A 16,710-nucleotide genomic window follows, 5' to 3' on the forward strand; every position below is an offset into this window, starting at 1 on the left:
GCAGCCGTTGATTCTCAGGTTGGAGGTGCACTAAGATAAGTTTAACTAATGTAGCACATAAGATTGTGAGCATGGAGGTGTTATAAGCGGGAAACAGCAGGGAAGAGAGGCAATAACAGTTTCAAAGTCACAGTTTTGAACTCTTGAAGGCAGGATTAAGTACGTTTGGGGAGGGAAATATTTTGAGTGAACATGCCCGGACTGCAGAAATGAAAGCCGGTGCAGGTATGCCCGTAGTACCGCAGTCCCGCGGGTGGTCTGAACTCTGGAAAAAAGAAGATTACTGGGCCATCTGGATGGGTTTGGGCATTGTACTGGTCGCCCTGATTCTCTTTTATGCCGGAAGTTCAATAAAGCCTATAGCTGTGGCGCCACCCACCTGGGTGAATTTTAGTGAAGTCCTCGACCATTTTGCTGCTACCTGGACCTGGTATGTCGGTCTTTATGTCCTTTTTATCGCTATTTTTACCATAAGCAGTACAGTTATGGGCTTTAAGGCGGGGGAGTTCATTCCCGGCTTTACCATCTTGTTTATTGTTTCAATAATTATCCTGGTCGCAGGTTCCTGGAAAACAGCCATTGACCTGAACCTGGAGCCGCCCCTTCTGGCCCTTTTGCTGGGGATGATTGTCAGTAATGCCTTCAAGTTGCCCAAGTGGCTGGATACCACCTTCCGCACGGAGTTTTACGTTAAGACCGGTATTGTATTGCTGGGAGCCACACTGCCCTTTACCCTGATTATCCAGGCCGGGCCGATAGCTTTCCTGCAGGCTACTGTTGTGGCGGTAGTAACTTTCCTGACCATCTTCTTTGCCGCTACCCGGTTATTCGGGCTGGACAGACGCTTCGGGGCCACCCTGGCTGCCGGCGGTTCCATCTGCGGCGTTTCGGCCTGCATTGCCCTGGGTGGGGCGGTAAAGGCCAAAAAGGAACATGTTTCCATTGGCATTTCTCTGGTGGTTATCTGGGCGATTATCATGATCATTGTTCTTCCCCTGGTGGCCAAGGCCATGGGTATGCCGCCCGGTATTGCCGGGGCCTGGATCGGTACTTCTGAGTTTGCCGATGCAGCCGGTTTTGCGGCAGCAGCAGCCATTGGCGATGAAGCGGCCATCCGCTCCTTTACCCTCATGAAGGTGGTCGGCCGGGATATATGGATTGGCCTGTGGTCGCTGATCATGGCCATCATCGCGTGCACGATCTGGGAGCGCAATGCTGCCGGCCAGGGTGAAAGGGTCAATGCCATGGAGGTATGGTGGCGCTTCCCGAAATTTGTCATCGGATTTTTCCTGGCCTCTCTCATCATGACCTTTGTGGCCATGCAGTTTTCACCGGCAGACTTTAAGAATGTGCTTACCCCGGAAGTTATCGGACCCATTAAGACTTTGCGCACCTGGACCTTCGTATTTACTTTCCTGTCGATTGGTTTTACCACCCGCTTCCGGGAACTGACCGCCTTTGGCTGGAAGCCCCTGGCTGCATTTACCCTGGGTGTGGCCGTCAACGTGCCCCTGGGCTACATTCTCTCGGTGCTTGTCTTTGGTCATTACTGGGCTAACATTTAATTAACCAGCTGGTAAAAAGCTGACCCTGTCCTTTTGGGGACAGGGTACTTTTTTATGGATTTCCCGTGCTGCCTTTCAAAAAAACAGTTCCCGGGGTTTTTCTTTTAATGCACCGGCCACAGGGCTTTCTAAATCGGCATTTTTCTGATAAAATTTTACTTCAGATAATTTTTCTTGGAGGCCAGGTTATTGAAGGTGTCTGTATTGATTAAAATATTCCCGGGGATTTTCCTCATGTTTTTGATTGCCTTTCTGGCCCGGGGGGGAAGCGATCTGGGATTACCCTGGTGGCCGGGGCTGGAGAATCTTCTTGCGGCCAGCCCTGTGACCAGAAGGGTCTTTATTGATATTCTTCACCTAAACCATATTCTTATTTCCATTATCCTGGGAATGCTGGTGGGCAATCTCCTGGGCATACCCCGCTGGGCGGAGGCAGGGATCCGGACTTCCAGCCTTTTTATCAAGATAGGCGTTATTTTCCTGGGTTCGCTTTACAGTATTACAGATGTGGCCAGGCTCGGCAGTACAGCGGTAATCATTATTGTGGGTTTTATCATTTTGATGCTGGTGTTTACCGTCTGGCTGGGCAGAAAGGTAGGTATGGATCCGTCCGGGGCAACCACCCTGGCGGCCGGTACGGCAGTGTGTGGTGTTTCGGCCATTCTGGCCACCGCCCCGGCGGTACGGGCCAAGAATACCGACGTGGTCTACTCCATTGCCACCATCCTTTTCTTCGGCCTGATCAGCCTCTTCGTTTTCCCCGTGGTGGGTACGCTGGTGGGTTTGAGCCCCCACCAGTTCGGGGTTTGGGCCGGCACAGGGATCATGAATTCCGGCCAGGTTCTGGCCGTTTGCCTCACCTACGACCCCGGGACTGTCTCCCATCCTTCAGTAAGCCTGAAAACCGGGGAAATTTATAACCTGACCCGGGTAATTTTCCTGCCCTTCGTGGTTCTTTTCCTGGCCCTGTTTGCCAGCCGCTATAATACGGGTGAAGAAGAAGTGAACATTAATACCGGTCTCTGGAGCAGGTTTCCGGTTTTCGTGCTGGGCTTTTTGAGCATGGTGTTGCTTACTTCTTTCGGCTTTCTCGGCCCCACGTCGCCGCCTTCCCGGGAGCTGACCATCATCCGGCACCTGTACAGCTGGTTTTTTGCCGTTGGCCTGGCCGGCCAGGGGATGCGCCTCTCCCTGGCCGAATTGCGCCGGGCCGGGAGCAAGCCGCTTCTGGTGGGAACTGCAGCCGCCTTTTTAAAAGCCCTGCTGGCCCTTATAGTGGTAATCCTGTTTGTGCCCCGGGATCCCTGAGATGAAAAGGGGTGGGAGCATGTTAGTTGAGCCGGACAAAAATGAACACATCCAGGGAGACGAGGAAGAATTTTTTTCCGTGTATGTTACGGAAAGGCTGGAGGATTACCTGGCCCTTTCCCTGGCGGCCATGATTTTAATTGTTATTCTTTTATTTTTTTAACGGTTTTTACGCGCACCGGTAATGGCCCGGCGATACCGGGTCGCAGGTTTTGTCCCGGGGAAACGAAAAAGTACCTCTGTTCTCAGAAATAAAAAATATTTGTCTTACATTGGAAAAAAATGAATAAGTCTCTCCCTCCTGTTATATACTATCACTGGAAAGTTCAATCGTGCCAGATTGTAAAAAAGGAGGGAAGGGTGACCATGAAAGCAACGGGCATTGTTCGCCGCATTGATGATCTAGGGAGAGTGGTAATTCCCAAGGAAATTAGAAGGACGCTCCGCATTCGTGAAGGGGACCCTCTGGAGATTTTTGTGGATAGAGAGGGTGAGGTAATATTAAAAAAATACTCACCCATTGGCGAACTGGGGGACTTTGCCAAGGAATATGCCGATTCATTACATGAAGCCCTGGGTCATATTGCCTGCATTGCCGACCGGGATACCATTATTGCCGTTGCCGGGGCGCCCAAAAAAGAGTACCTCAACAAGCCCATCGGGGCGGCCGTAGAGAAGGTAATGGAAGAGCGCAGGGCGGTGATCATCAACAATCCCGGCGAAGAACCCTATTGCAAGGAATGCCTGACCGCGGAAGAAGGGGAGTGCAAGTATTCGGCGGAAGTCATCGCCCCCATCATTGCTGAAGGCGACCCCATCGGGGCGGTAATCCTCGCCTCCAAGGAACCGGATGTGAAAATGGGGGAACTGGAGTTGAAGCTCGCCGAAACGGCGGCCGGCTTCCTGGCCAAACAAATGGAGCAGTAAAAAGGTGGCCTGACGGCCACTTATTTTTTATCAGTTCCGCCCCTGTTGTTACCTGCTACGAATCTCCCCCGTCCTGCTCGTAATAGGGAAAGATTTTACCTGAAACCTCGGCTTCCAGGACAACCTGACCCTTTTGATTGGTACAGGTCATCTTCAGGGTCAATTTATTTTTTTGCGGGTCTTTTTCCGTGACGGTAACCCGCGCACATATGGTCTCGCCGATATAGACGGGAGCCAGGAACTGGAAGGTCATTTTTTTTGCCGGGTAGGGTTCCGGGAGCAGCGTTCCCCCGGCGTGGGTGAGCATGCTGCCCGTAAGCAGGCCGGGTACAACCCGCCCCTGAAAACCGCAATGGACTGCCGCCCGGGGGTCCAGATGGATGGGGTTGAAATCCCCCGTGATGCCCAGAAAACTGGCCACATCTCCATCGGTAAAGGTCCGGTAAAAGGTAACGGTATCACCCACTTCCAGTTCAGACCAGGAACGGAAAAAGCGCATTTCATGCTCCGCCTCCCAACCAGTTTATATGGCCATGCTATAACATTCAAAAAATTTGGCAAGCATAAAATTAAGGCACACGGCCATTTGCCGGTGAGATATTATCATTTTGATTGTCACAACATGATGTATAATAATTTTTGTCGTATTGACGATATAAAGAATGGGGGTGAAAGGCCCGTTTTCAGGACGGGCCTGGCTATGGAAGCAAAGGTGACCGTGGTCGGATTGGGGCCCGGTGCTCCCGGCCACCTGTCCCTGTCTGTATGGGAGGTGCTGCGCAAAGCAGAACGTATATTTTTACGTACCGGGCAGCACCCGGTGGTTCCCTGGCTTGTAAAAGAAGGGATTTCCTTTGCCACCTTTGACAATTTCTATGAAACCGGCCGGGATTTTCAAGAGATCTACCGGCGCATGGCAGATACCCTGTTCCGGGAGGCGGCCGGGGGGCCCCTGGTTTTCGCTGTGCCGGGTCACCCGCTGGTGGCCGAGGAAACTGTGGGTATTATCCTGGAAGAAGGGCCGCGGCGCGGTTTGAAGGTGGAAGTGTTGCCCGCCATGAGCTTTGTGGACGTGATCTGCAGCGCCCTGGGGCTGGACCCGGCAGGGGGGCTGCACCTGGTGGATGGTTTGCGCCTCGACCAGCAGGAGCCGGTGCCGGGGGTGGGTAATATTATCTTTCAGGTGTACAGCCGCCTGGTGGCTTCCGATGTTAAGCTGGCGCTTATGGAGTATTACCCGGATTCTCACCCGGTAATGGTCATCCGTGCGGCGGGGGTGCCCGGCCTGGAGCGCATTGAAAAACACCCGCTGTACGAGCTGGACCGGCTGGACTGGTTTGATCATTTGACCAGCCTGTATTTACCCCCCTGCCCGGAGGTGGCGGGGAGGTGCCGTTATCCCCTGGATTCCCTGGTCGAGGTGATGGCCACCCTGCGGAGCGAGAAGGGGTGTCCCTGGGACAGGGAGCAGACCCACCGCAGCTTGCGCCGCTACCTGCTGGAAGAGGCCTATGAGGTGCTGGAAGCCATCGACCAGGAAGATATGTATAAACTTTGTGAGGAATTGGGAGACTTATTGTTACAGATAATATTTCACAGCCAGCTGGCCAGGGAGAAGGGCTTTTTTGATATCAACGATGTGGTTAAAGAAATTACTGAAAAGATGATACGCCGGCATCCCCATGTTTTTGGCAGTGTTAAGGTGCGGAACAGTGCCGAGGTCCTGGTCAACTGGGAGCAAATTAAGGCCCGGGAAGGGGGCGGGAAAAAGCCGGTCTCCATTTTAAAAGAGGTTCCCCGTTCCCTGCCGGCCCTGCTGCAGGCCAGCTCCCTGCAAAATTGCGCGGCCAGGGTAGGGTTTGACTGGCCTGATTACCGGGGTGCCCTGGAAAAGGTGGATGAAGAGTTGCGGGAAGTAAAACAGGCCATTTCCCGGGGCATGAAAGCGGAACTGGAGAAGGAACTGGGGGACCTGCTTTTTGCAGTGGTCAATTTATCACGGCTGCTGGGAGTGGAGGCAGAGGCAGCCCTTTACGGTACCATTAACCGGTTCCGCCGCCGTTTCCAGTATATAGAGGAAAGGGCACGGCAGCACGGCCGGGAGGTATCCAGTTTTACCCTGGACCAGCTCGACGCCTGGTGGGAGGAGGCCAAAAGGATGGAACAGGCAGAAAAAAAGAGGAATAATTTTCATGCTGGGAGGAAACCCGGGAGATTTAGCGAATAATAAGTCAGACTATGTCTAGACCTTCTGAGGGGGGTATTTATGAACAAAGCAGAGCTCATTTCCCAGGTGGCAGAAAAAACAGAGCTTACCAAAAAAGATGCTGAAAAAGCAGTGAGTGCCGTGTTATCCGCTATTGAGGAAGCTCTCGCCCGGGGGGATAAGGTTCAGCTGGTCGGCTTTGGCACCTTTGAGATTCGTGAACGGGCTGCTCGCAAGGGCCGCAACCCGCAAACGGGGGAAGAAATTGAAATTGCTGCTGCGCGCGTTCCCGTATTCAAAGCCGGCAAGGCCCTGCGGGATGCTGTTTCGGCTACATAATAACCGCTTTCAGGGGATGAGTAGCGCAATCCATTTATAAGTTAACGGTTCCAGTTGGAGGCCTGAAAATTGGGCCTCTATTTGTTTTGTGGGCATGAGAAGGCGTATGAGTGAGCCAGGTGAAGAAATTAACCCATTTTATTATTTATTCAGCCAGAAATAACCATCGACTTGACACATCTGTTTATGGTAATATTAACAAAAAATACCAGAGAGAGGTGGTTATAATGTGTATGGACAAGCACCCGCACATTTCCGGAATATACAGGGGGAGAGCCAGTACAGGGGGGAAGGGCAGGGCTATAGCCGTCAGGGTTTTCTGCCGGGGTCCGGGTTATGGGTGGCGGTGGCGAACGGGTATGGAGGTGAGAGGACCTTGAAAGTTTAAAAGGCCGGCACGTTGAAGTGGCTGATGGTGCGGGTATTCCACCGAGGTGAGGACGCCTGGTCCAGGAAAGCGCGTGGCTTGAAAAGCCTTTTTCCAGAAGCGCGAATTGAGCGGTACCCGGCCATCAACAGCAGCAATGTGCTTATTCCTGTTACCGTACAGGCCGGCCGTACGGAAATATGAAAAGTGAGGTGGTGTAACGGGCACTGCCGGCGCGGGCATAATTAAATCCCTCCGGGCAGAAAATAGGATAAATAAAAAGTAAGCCTTTGCGGAGGGAGGAAAGTATGTTGAAGCCCGCGTTTGCCCGAGCGATTGTTATTACCACCCTGATCGGTTCCCTTATAGCCGGCTGTACCAGAGCGACACCGCCCCGTAAGCCGGCGCCTCCTGCTCCCGGCCGGGAGCCTACGATCAGCCTTTATATTAACGAAACCGGCGAGAAGAAAAATATAAAATTGGAAGATTATGTGGCCGGCGTAGTAGCGGCGGAGATGGAACCATCGTGGCCGGTCAACGCCCTGGCAGCTCAGGCTATCCTGGCCCGTACCTTTACCATGGAGAACATTAAGGCCGGTAGAGTGAAGAAGCTCCATGGTACAGATGCCTCAACCAGTGTGCAGGAGTTTCAGGCCTACAATCCTTCTCGTATTAACGATAACGTGCGGCAGGCCGTGGCCCGTACCCGGGGAGAAGTGGTCATGTATAAGGGGGATTATATCAAGGCCTGGTTCAATGCCTGTGATGGCGGTGTGTCTGCCTCGGCGGCCGAGGGGCTGGCTTACACCAAAACCCCCACGCCTTACGTACGGGCAGGTGCACGCGATAACTGCCTGTCGATAACCACACCTGAAAACCGGTACTGGGAGAGGCGCATTCCTTTAGAACAGGTCCGGGCGGCAGTAAAGAAAATCACCGGACAGGATCCGGGGCCCATTACATCGGTGCGTATTGTGCGCCGCGGCCCCTCGGGACGGGCTATGCAGCTGCAGGTGGGGACAGTGACCGTAAGCGGTCCGGCACTACGCCTGGCCCTGGGGAGCGAATGGGTGCGCTCCATGCTCCTTACCAGTGCCCGGGTGGAGGGTAATGCCCTGGTGCTTACCGGAAAGGGGTTCGGGCACGGTGTAGGCATGTGTCAGTGGGGGGCCAGGTTACTGGCCCAAAAAGGACGTTCTCCGGAGGACATCATCCGCTTTTACTTCAAAGATGTGGAAATAAGAAAGCTCTGGCAGTAATACAGGTGGTGCCCGCCACCTTTTTTTTTGCATAAAAAAGGTTGTTCAGCATAGATATGAAAGTGAGCATTCCGGGGGGTGAGGCCCATGGAGGCCGGGCACAAGGTAATGTTGACCGACCGCAAGTTCCTGCTGGTTGAGGGTGTGCGGCATGTGGAAAGCTTTGATGAAAATGAGATTACCCTGAACACCACCATGGGTTTTTTAATCTTGAAGGGCGAAGGTTTGCATATTAATCAGCTGGACCTTGAGAAAGGTAATTTAACGGCCGAAGGGTTTTTCACCAGCCTGTTGTTCCAGGAAGACAGGAGCAGGGGGCGGGTTAAAGGGAAAAATGTTTTAAAACGTCTCCTGAAATAATATTCAGGCGCAGTCGAGGTGGTGCCCTTGACTCTGGCAGAACAGTTGAACGCCTTTCTTTTTACCCTGCTGGCCGGTTTGCTGTCGGGCCTTGTCTACGACTTCTACCGGGTTCTGCGGCAGGTACTCCGTTTGAAGAAAACGGGTATCTTTGTTGGAGATCTGCTCTTCTGGCTTTTCTTGATGGTGGCTGTGTTCGGCATATTGCTGGCAGGCAATGATGGTGAAGTGCGCTTTTATGTTTTTCTGGGACTGGCCCTGGGAGCGGGGATACACCTGATTTTTTTCAGCCAGGCGGCCCGCCGTATAATCATGCGCGTGTTATTTTTTTTATCCCGCATGACGCAGATGATCATTGCCAGGATGCTGGCCCTCTGGCGTATAATTATCTTTCCGTTCCGCGTTCTTATTTTCGTGATTACCTGGCCTGTACTCCAGGTAAGGCACGCATTACAACTGGCCGGCAGCGGAATCGGCCGGGCGAGCGGGAAATTTTTCGGACCCCGGGTGCGTCGTTTTACAAGCGGCGCTTTCACCTGGTGGCGGCGGTTTACCGGCCGGTGGCGCCCGCCACGGGACGGGCAATAAAGTGTTTGGCCCCGTGACAGGAGGCTTTCAAAAAAGTACGAAAACACGGTTTTGTCCAGATCGTTCACCTTCCAGGGTGAACGATTTTTTTGTGCAGCCGCTGTGCGAACACAAGATAGTGCTAGGTGCAGTCATGATTGTCCACAGGCCGGATTAAAAGGTTCTCGAATGTTTAGACTAAGAGTGATGGGTAATCGGGTTTATAAAAAGTGTTGTTTTAACACCGCAAATTTTCAAAAATCCAGGACCGGGGGGGTTGCTCGTGAGCCAGGTCAAAATAATGATTGCTCCTGTCAGGTATGTCCAGGGAGCGGGTGCACTGAAGGAAATTGGAGAACACGTAAGCAGGCTGGGCAAAAAGGTTTTTGTAACCGGCGGCAAAACTGCTCTGGCCCAAACCAGGGAAAGCATTGAAAAGAGTTGTGGCGAAAAGGGTATTTCCTGCGTATTTGAGACGTTTGGTGGCGAGTGTTGCGATGCAGAGATTGAGCGGTTGAAAGCAGCGGTTCTTTCTGCAGGATGTGACGTGGTCATGGCGGTAGGCGGCGGGAAGGTTATCGATGCCGGCAAGGCCGTGGCAGCTCTGATAAAGGTGCCGGTTGTAGTTGTACCGACCATTGCCGCCACCGATGCCCCATGCAGCGCTTTATCGGTAATTTATACCGAAGAAGGAGTTTTTGACCGTTATTTCATCCTGCCCCAGAATCCCAACCTGGTACTGGTGGATACATCAATTATTGCCAGGGCGCCGGTACGTTTCCTGGTGTCCGGTATGGGGGATGCGCTGGCAACCTGGTTCGAAGCGGCCTCCTGTGCCCAGGCAGCGGCTCAAAACATACCGGGTGGCCGTACTACTACCGCTGCCCTGCGGCTGGCGCGGCTGTGCTATGAAATTCTCATCGAGTATGGGGAGCAGGCCAGGCTGGCTGCTGAATGCGGGGTAGTAACTCCGGCGCTGGAAAAGATTGTTGAAGCCAACACCTTGCTTTCGGGGATTGGTTTTGAGAGCTCGGGCCTGGCTGCCGCTCATGCCATTCACGATGGGCTGACGGTGCTGGAAGAAACCCATCATGCTTACCACGGGGAAAAGGTAGCATTTGGGACCCTGGCGCACCTGGTCCTGGAGGACCACCCGAGAGAAGAAATGGAGGAAGTGCTGGACTTCTGCATCCGGGTGGGTCTGCCCATTACCCTGGGCCAGCTGGGGGTAAAAGAAATTTCGCCTGAAAAAATCAAAAAAGTCGCCGAGAAGGTGTGCGAACCGGGGATGATGATTCATAACATGCCCTTCCCGGTTTCGCCGGATATGGTTTATGACGCTATCCTGGCTGCTGATGCCATTGGCCGGGCTTACCTGCACCGGCACGGCATTGCTGCTGACTAACGGCGGGTAAAAGCCTATTCCGGGTTTACCGTAATTCCGGGGACCCGGAAGGGAGTTTACCATAAATAAATAGCTGTTTAAGGAGGTTGAATTGTTTATGACTGGAGAAGCGTTGGGCATGGTGGAGACCCGGGGGCTGGTTCCGGCCATTGAAGCAGCAGACGCTATGGTCAAGGCTGCAAACGTTGTCCTGCTGGGTTACGAAAAGATCGGCTCCGGCCTGGTGACGGTTATGGTCCGGGGCGACGTGGGTGCGGTTAAAGCGGCTACCGATGCAGGTGCGGCTGCGGCCAAGCGGGTTGGAGAAGTGGTCTCCGTGCACGTCATTCCGCGCCCGCATACCGACGTGGAAAAGATTTTGCCTGCAGCAGATAGGAAGTAATTTGGAGGTGGCTTAAATGGACGAGCAACTTGTCCAGAAGGTGCTGGAACAGGTGATGAAAAAAGTGGGGGCGGCCAGCAGTGCTGCAGCATCCAGCGTGTCCGCCGGTTCCCCTCCTGTTGCTGAGCAGGCCGCTGGAAGGGGGTTAACTTCCCTGCCCACCGAATTTGTCGGTACCGCTATGGGGGATACCATCGGCCTGGTTATTGCCAACGTCGATCCGCTGCTCCACGAGAAGATGGGACTGGACAGCCGCTACCGGTCCATCGGTATCCTGGGCGGCCGTACCGGTGCCGGCCCGCAGATCATGGCGGCGGATGAAGCAGTAAAGGCGACCAATACCGAGGTGGTGGCCGTTGAGCTGCCCCGGGATACCAAGGGTGGTGCCGGTCATGGTAGCCTGATCATCTTCGGTGCCGAAGAGGTTTCCGATGCCCGCCGGGCAGTGGAAGTCGCCCTGCAGGAACTGGAGAGAACTTTCGGGGACGTTTATGTCAATGATGCCGGCCACCTGGAGTTTCAGTATACCGCCCGGGCCAGCCATGCCCTGGAAAAGGCCTTTGGTGCGCCGCTGGGCAAAGCGTTTGGCCTGATCGTTGGTGCACCTGCAGCCATCGGCGTGGTCTGCTGCGATACGGCGGTCAAGGCAGCGGAAGTACAGGTGGTTGGCTATGCCAGCCCGGGCAAGGGGACAAGTTTTACCAACGAGGCCATCCTTTTCATTTCGGGTGATTCCGGTGCCGTTCGCCAGGCCCTAATTGCCGCCCGGGATGTGGGGATCGCTCTGCTTGGTACGATGGGGGATAAGCCCCGGTCGCTGACCAGACCTTATATTTAACCGTACGGGAGGTGAGGCTTAATGGCAAAACGTTCCAAACGTTTCGAAGTTCTGGCCAGAAGGCCGGTAAACCAGGACGGATTTGTTGCGGAGTGGCCGGAAGTAGGACTGATAGCCATGAACAGTCCTTTCGATCCGAAGCCCAGCCTGAAAATTGAAAACGGCCGGGTTGTGGAGATGGACGGCAAGCGCCGGGAAGATTTTGATATGATCGAGCAATTTATTGCTGATTATTTTATTGATGTAAATGTGGCGCCGGAAGTAATGGCCATGGATTCTACACAAATTGCCAGGATGATTGTGGATATTAATGTGCCTCGCGAGGAAATCACCCGGCTGGCCCAGGGCATGACCCCGGCCAAAATGGTCGAGGTTCTGGGACAAATGAACATCGTGGAAATCATGATGGGCATGATGAAAATGCGCGCCCGGAAGATGCCGGCCAATCAATGCCACGTCACCAATTTGCGGGATAACCCGGTACAAATTGCGGCAGATGCAGCTGAAGCGGCCCTGCGGGGTTTTGCCGAGCAGGAAACCACCGTGGGCGTGGTCCGGTATGCTCCTTTCAACGCCCTGGCCCTCCTGGTAGGTTCCCAGACGGGGCGTGGTGGCGTGCTCACCCAGTGCGCCCTGGAAGAGGCCACCGAGTTGCAGCTTGGAATGCGCGGTCTCACTTCCTATGCCGAAACTATTTCGGTTTACGGTACGGAACAGGTATTTGTCGATGGCGACGATACCCCGTGGTCCAAAGCGTTCCTGGCTTCGGCTTATGCTTCCCGCGGCCTGAAGATGCGTTTTACGTCCGGTACCGGTTCGGAGGTACAGATGGGGTACGCCGAGGGCAAGTCCATGCTCTACCTGGAAGCCCGTTGCATAATGCTCACCAGGGGTGCCGGTGTACAGGGACTGCAAAACGGATCCATAAGCTGTATAGGCGTGCCGGGTGCTGTCCCGACGGGTATCCGGGCGGTGGCGGCCGAGAACCTGATCACCATGATGCTGGACCTGGAAGTAGCCTCCGGTAACGACCAGACATTTTCCCACTCCGATATACGGCGGACTGCCCGCATGCTGCCACAGTTTGCAGCGGGTACGGACTTCATCTTTTCCGGTTACAGCGCCGTACCCAACTACGACAACATGTTCGCGGGGTCCAACTTTGATATTGAAGATATGGACGACTACCTGCTCCTGCAGCGGGACCTGATGGTGGACGGCGGGGTGCGGCCGGTCAGCGAGGAGGAAGTTGTTGCCGTACGTAACCGGGCGGCCAGGGCGCTGCAGGCGGTTTTCAAAGAACTGGGCCTGCCTGAAATTACCGATGAAGAAGTTGAAGCCGCAACTTACGCCCACGGTTCCGAGGATATGCCGCCCCGCAGGGTACCGGAGGACCTCAAGGCGGCTCAGGATATGCTGGCACGTGGTATTACCGGTCTGGATGTGGTTAAAGCCCTGGCCAGGCACGGATTTGAAGATATCGCCCAAAATATACTCAACATGCTCAAGCAAAGGGTCTCCGGTGATTATCTGCATACTTCGGCCATACTGGACCATAACTTCCATGTCATCTCTGCTGTAAACAACCTTAACGATTACCGTGGTCCGGGAACCGGTTACCGTTTGAGCGGGGAGCGCTGGGAGGAAATTAAGAATATTGCCCAGGCTCTGCGGCCCGAAGATATGGAAATCTAGGGGGAGGTGAGAGGGAATGGTGGATAACGCCCTGATTGAAAAAATCGTGGAGCAGGTATTGCAGGAAATGTCACGTTTGCAGAGCAATAGCTGCGCGGAAAAGGCGGAGGCAGCGACTATTCCAGCAGCAGAGCAGGGACAGGGGCTGGTCCTGGCCGAGAAGGGAGAAGCGCGGCCCGGTACTGATAGCAGTGAAGTGGTAATCGGCCTTGCTCCCGCCTTTGGTGATAAATTCACCAGGACGATTATCGGTTTACCCCATGCAGATGTTTTGCGTGAAATCATGGCCGGTATTGAAGAAGAAGGTTGCCGCGCCAGGGTAATCAGGGTCAGGAAAACATCGGATGTGGCTTTCGTAGCACATGAGGCAGCCAAACTTTCGGGTTCCGGTATCGGTATCGGAATTCAATCCCGCGGTACAACGGTGATTCACCAGAAGGACCTTCCTCCTTTAAGTAACCTGGAGCTGTTTCCGCAGTCACCTCTCCTGGATCTGGAAACATACAGGGCCATCGGACGGAACGCGGCCCGTTATGCCAAAGGTGAAAACCCGGACCCGGTGCCCGTCCGCAACGATCAAATGGCCCGGCCCAAGTACCAGGCCCGGGCGGCGGTTATGCACATCAAAGAAACACAGTTTGTGGTACCCGGAGCCGGTTCTATAGAACTGGAACCCCGGTTTAACTGAGGAGGAGGTGCCCGGATGGATGCGCGTTATATAGAGCAACTGGTACGTGAGGTTCTCAAGCAGATGGGCAGCGCTGCCGGTGAGGTAAAAGCACCGGTGGTGGAGGCCGGCACCCAGGGTGGGAAACCCGAATGTGACCTGCACCCCGGGAAAGATTATCCGCTGGCAGAAAAACGCCCTGAATTAATACGTACAGCCACGGGTAAGAAGCTGGAAGATATAACCATTGAGAACGTTTTAAATGGCAAAATTACTCCCCAGGATGTACGGATTACGGCTGACGCCCTGCTCATGCAGGCCAGAATTGCTGAAGCCTGCGGCCGCAGGCAGCTTGCTCAAAATTTCCGGCGGGCTGCAGAGTTGACGGGAGTGCCCGACGAACGCATCCTGGAGATTTATAACGCTTTGAGGCCTTACAGGTCAACCAAGGCTGAGCTCCTGGCCATCGCCGATGAACTGGAGCACAAATATGGTGCAAAGATCAATGCAGCTTTTGTGCGGGAAGTGGCCGATGTCTACGAGCGCCGCGGGCGGTTGCGGACTGCATAAAAGAATAAAGGAGCCTTGCGCAATGACGATCATTGCAGGGGTTGATATCGGTAACAATTCAACCGAAGTAGCACTGGCCGAGATAGAGGCGGGCGGACGGGTCAGTTTCCTGGCCAGTTCGCTCGTTCCCACTACCGGCATTAAAGGGACAGTGGATAACGTTCCCGGTGTGAAGCGGGCCCTGGAAGAGGCTGTTGCCCGGGCCGGCTGCCGGCTGAGCGATATTTCCCTCTTGCGCTTGAATGAGGCAACACCCGTAATTGCGGACGTGGCTATGGAAGCAATTACCGAGACGGTTATTACGGAATCAACCATGATCGGGCACAACCCGGCCACACCGGGTGGTACCGGTTTGGGAGTGGGTACGACTGTCCCTGTGGATCAGTTGCCTTCCTGTACCCCGGGTGACCGTGTGGTAGCAGTGGTTCCGGCCAGTGTTCCCTACGATACTGCTGCCCGCCTGATCAACCAGGCACTGGAGAAAGGTGTTGATGTTCAGGGGGCTATTGCCCAGCGGGATGACGGGGTGCTCATTTATAACAGGGTTAAAAAGCCCATTCCGGTGGTCGACGAGGTGCAGTTTCTTGAGCGGGTGCCGCTTTCCATGCGTGCGGCGGTGGAAGTGGCCCCACCCGGCGGCGTGATTCAAACATTATCCAACCCTTATGGTATCGCCACGGTATTCGAGCTTACGCCCGAAGAAACCCGGAATGTGGTACCCGTTGCCCGGGCGCTTATTGGTAATCGTTCTGCGGTGGTAATTAAAACGCCTGCCGGGGACGTCAGGGAGCGCCGTATCCCGGCCGGCCGCGTGATCCTGGAAGGAGAAAAAGGCCGGGTGGAAGTGGACCTGGAAGAAGGGGCCGGACAGATCATGGCCGCTCTGGACCGGGTGGCTCCACTTGTGGATGCCAGCGGTACCCCGGGCACCAACGTGGGCGGCATGCTGGAGAAAGTCCGGCAGGTAATGGCTGATTTAAGCGGCCAGTCCAGGGATGAAGTGCGGATCAGGGATATTCTCGCTGTCGATACGCTTGTTCCCCAGAGGGTGGTTGGCGGACTGGCCGGGGAGTTTTCCAATGAAAATGCGGTGGCCCTGGCGGCTATGGTCAGGACCAGCCGGTTTCCCATGGAAGAGATCGCCCGCCGGCTGGAGGCGGAGCTTGGTTTCCGGGTTGAGGTTGGTGGAGTAGAAGCCCAGATGGCCATCCTGGGTGCTCTGACCACGCCGGGGGTCGACCGCCCGGTAGCCATTCTGGACCTGGGTGGCGGTTCCACTGACGCGGCCTTTATTAACCGGGAAGGTAAACTGAACTTTGTTCACCTGGCCGGAGCCGGTGAACTGGTAACCATGCTCATTGCTTCCGAGCTGGGTTTGGAAGACCGCCATTTGGCAGAGGAAATCAAGCGCTACCCGCTGGCAAAGGTGGAAAGCCTGTTTCACATCCGCATGGAAGATGGCACCGTTGTCTTCTATGACCAGGCTCTTGACCCCGGTGTTTTTGGCCGGGTGGTGGTGGTTAAAAATGGTGGCGAGCTGGTTCCTGTCCCTGTGGGTGAATCGGTGGAGAAAATTCGTGCGGTGCGCCGGTCAGCCAAGGAAAAGGTTTTTGTAACCAATGCTTTAAGGGCCTTGAGCCAGGTGGCTCCGGGGCAAAACATCAGGCTTATTGATTTTGTGGTTCTCGTGGGTGGATCGGCCCTGGACTTTGAAGTGCCGCATCTCATATCTGATGCACTGGCCCAGTACGGTGTCGTTACGGGGCGGGCCAATATCCGGGGTACCGAGGGGCCCCGCAACGCGGTGGCCACGGGCCTGGTTATATCAGCAGTTGACGGTCGTTTTGGGGGTACGGGCAGATGAGTTCTGTTTACGCCAGTTGGACAGGTGAACGCCCGGCGGTGGTCTTGATGTGCCCCGTCCAGAACGTTTCCGGGGTCCTGAAGCGGGAGATACTGCTGGGGCTGGAGGAAGAAGGGGTGCCGGTAGTGGTCCGCGAGGGTAACGGGGATGCTGAAGAACTGGGTCACCGGGCAGCCCGTCTTTCTCCCCTTGAAGTGGGTATTGGCCTGGACAGCCAGGGTAAGGCTGTAATACACCACCGCAAGCTGCGCCGGCACCAGCCCTTGTTCACCGTCCATCTCAATTTAAGGCCGGAGGCAGCAAGAACAGTGGGCACAAATGCAGCGCGGCTGGTAAAAGTGGTGCCCTTTAAAACCATATAAGCTGTTTTAATCAGGAGGAGGTGACCGGA

At 54.7% G+C, this 16,710-nt stretch carries 19 protein-coding genes; 18 read left to right on the forward strand and 1 reads right to left on the reverse strand.

The window, feature by feature from the left end; genetic code table 11:
* Positions 1–209: 209 nt before the first annotated feature.
* From BR83_RS0105535 to spoVT, 4 genes are all read left to right on the forward strand, one after another.
* Positions 210–1,565, forward strand: a complete 1,356-nt coding sequence (locus BR83_RS0105535; protein ID WP_207640179.1) for a YeiH family protein — start codon at positions 210–212, stop codon at positions 1,563–1,565.
* A 234-nt stretch (positions 1,566–1,799) separates the two neighbouring features.
* Positions 1,800–2,873, forward strand: a complete 1,074-nt coding sequence (locus BR83_RS0105545) for a YeiH family protein (protein WP_051617951.1) — start codon at positions 1,800–1,802, stop codon at positions 2,871–2,873.
* Positions 2,874–2,892: 19 nt separating this feature from the next.
* Entirely contained in the window at positions 2,893–3,036 is a 144-nt protein-coding gene (locus tag BR83_RS17310) for a hypothetical protein (protein WP_165610980.1), read from the forward strand.
* A 203-nt stretch (positions 3,037–3,239) separates the two neighbouring features.
* Positions 3,240–3,800: a stage V sporulation protein T gene (gene spoVT, locus BR83_RS0105555; protein WP_027356242.1), complete on the forward strand. Its 561-nt coding sequence runs from the start codon at positions 3,240–3,242 to the stop codon at positions 3,798–3,800.
* 55 nt (positions 3,801–3,855) lie between these two features.
* On the opposite strand, the gene BR83_RS0105560 is transcribed toward spoVT, so the two are convergent.
* Positions 3,856–4,299: a MaoC family dehydratase gene (locus tag BR83_RS0105560; RefSeq protein ID WP_027356243.1), complete on the reverse strand. Its 444-nt coding sequence runs from the start codon at positions 4,297–4,299 to the stop codon at positions 3,856–3,858.
* A 201-nt stretch (positions 4,300–4,500) separates the two neighbouring features.
* On the opposite strand from BR83_RS0105560, the gene yabN reads away from it, so the two are divergent.
* The 14 genes from yabN to BR83_RS0105635 all read left to right on the forward strand — a co-directional run bounded on the left by yabN (position 4,501) and on the right by BR83_RS0105635 (position 16,681).
* Positions 4,501–6,027 (forward strand): bifunctional methyltransferase/pyrophosphohydrolase YabN, encoded by a 1,527-nt coding sequence (gene yabN, locus BR83_RS0105565; protein ID WP_027356244.1) that lies wholly within the window; start codon positions 4,501–4,503, stop codon positions 6,025–6,027.
* A 39-nt stretch (positions 6,028–6,066) separates the two neighbouring features.
* Positions 6,067–6,345, forward strand: coding sequence for an HU family DNA-binding protein (locus tag BR83_RS0105570; protein WP_013821361.1), 279 nt, complete (start codon positions 6,067–6,069; stop codon positions 6,343–6,345).
* 400 nt (positions 6,346–6,745) lie between these two features.
* Complete coding sequence (locus BR83_RS17135) at positions 6,746–6,916, forward strand: hypothetical protein (protein WP_157832968.1); 171 nt, start codon at positions 6,746–6,748, stop codon at positions 6,914–6,916.
* 104 nt (positions 6,917–7,020) lie between these two features.
* Positions 7,021–7,971 carry a SpoIID/LytB domain-containing protein gene (locus BR83_RS0105585; RefSeq protein ID WP_027356245.1) on the forward strand — a complete coding sequence of 317 codons (951 nt, stop codon included), beginning with the start codon at positions 7,021–7,023 and terminating at the stop codon, positions 7,969–7,971.
* Positions 7,972–8,058: 87 nt separating this feature from the next.
* A complete protein-coding gene (yabP, locus tag BR83_RS0105590; protein WP_027356246.1) occupies positions 8,059–8,331 on the forward strand; it encodes a sporulation protein YabP in 273 nt (90 codons plus the stop codon).
* A 27-nt stretch (positions 8,332–8,358) separates the two neighbouring features.
* Positions 8,359–8,919, forward strand: coding sequence for a spore cortex biosynthesis protein YabQ (gene yabQ / locus BR83_RS15150; RefSeq protein ID WP_051617935.1), 561 nt, complete (start codon positions 8,359–8,361; stop codon positions 8,917–8,919).
* A gap of 280 nt (positions 8,920–9,199) precedes the next feature.
* Positions 9,200–10,303, forward strand: coding sequence for a glycerol dehydrogenase (locus BR83_RS0105600; protein WP_034634606.1), 1,104 nt, complete (start codon positions 9,200–9,202; stop codon positions 10,301–10,303).
* Between the two features lie 97 nt (positions 10,304–10,400).
* Positions 10,401–10,685, forward strand: a complete 285-nt coding sequence (gene eutM, locus BR83_RS0105605; RefSeq protein ID WP_027356248.1) for an ethanolamine utilization microcompartment protein EutM — start codon at positions 10,401–10,403, stop codon at positions 10,683–10,685.
* A 16-nt stretch (positions 10,686–10,701) separates the two neighbouring features.
* Positions 10,702–11,523, forward strand: coding sequence for a propanediol utilization microcompartment protein PduB (pduB, locus tag BR83_RS0105610; protein WP_027356249.1), 822 nt, complete (start codon positions 10,702–10,704; stop codon positions 11,521–11,523).
* 21 nt (positions 11,524–11,544) lie between these two features.
* Positions 11,545–13,218, forward strand: a complete 1,674-nt coding sequence (locus tag BR83_RS0105615) for a propanediol/glycerol family dehydratase large subunit (RefSeq protein ID WP_027356250.1) — start codon at positions 11,545–11,547, stop codon at positions 13,216–13,218.
* Between the two features lie 16 nt (positions 13,219–13,234).
* Entirely contained in the window at positions 13,235–13,906 is a 672-nt protein-coding gene (locus BR83_RS0105620) for a propanediol/glycerol family dehydratase medium subunit (protein ID WP_027356251.1), read from the forward strand.
* Positions 13,907–13,921: 15 nt separating this feature from the next.
* Positions 13,922–14,455 carry a diol dehydratase small subunit gene (locus BR83_RS0105625; RefSeq protein WP_027356252.1) on the forward strand — a complete coding sequence of 178 codons (534 nt, stop codon included), beginning with the start codon at positions 13,922–13,924 and terminating at the stop codon, positions 14,453–14,455.
* 22 nt (positions 14,456–14,477) lie between these two features.
* A complete protein-coding gene (locus tag BR83_RS0105630) occupies positions 14,478–16,319 on the forward strand; it encodes a diol dehydratase reactivase subunit alpha (protein ID WP_027356253.1) in 1,842 nt (613 codons plus the stop codon).
* A complete protein-coding gene (locus BR83_RS0105635; RefSeq protein ID WP_034634570.1) occupies positions 16,316–16,681 on the forward strand; it encodes a glycerol dehydratase reactivase beta/small subunit family protein in 366 nt (121 codons plus the stop codon). The genes BR83_RS0105630 and BR83_RS0105635 overlap by 4 nt, the downstream gene beginning before the upstream one ends.
* Positions 16,682–16,710 lie beyond the last annotated feature (29 nt).

The organism is Desulfofundulus thermocisternus DSM 10259 (genome assembly GCF_000686645.1).
Lineage (GTDB): Bacteria > Bacillota > Desulfotomaculia > Desulfotomaculales > Desulfovirgulaceae > Desulfofundulus > Desulfofundulus australicus.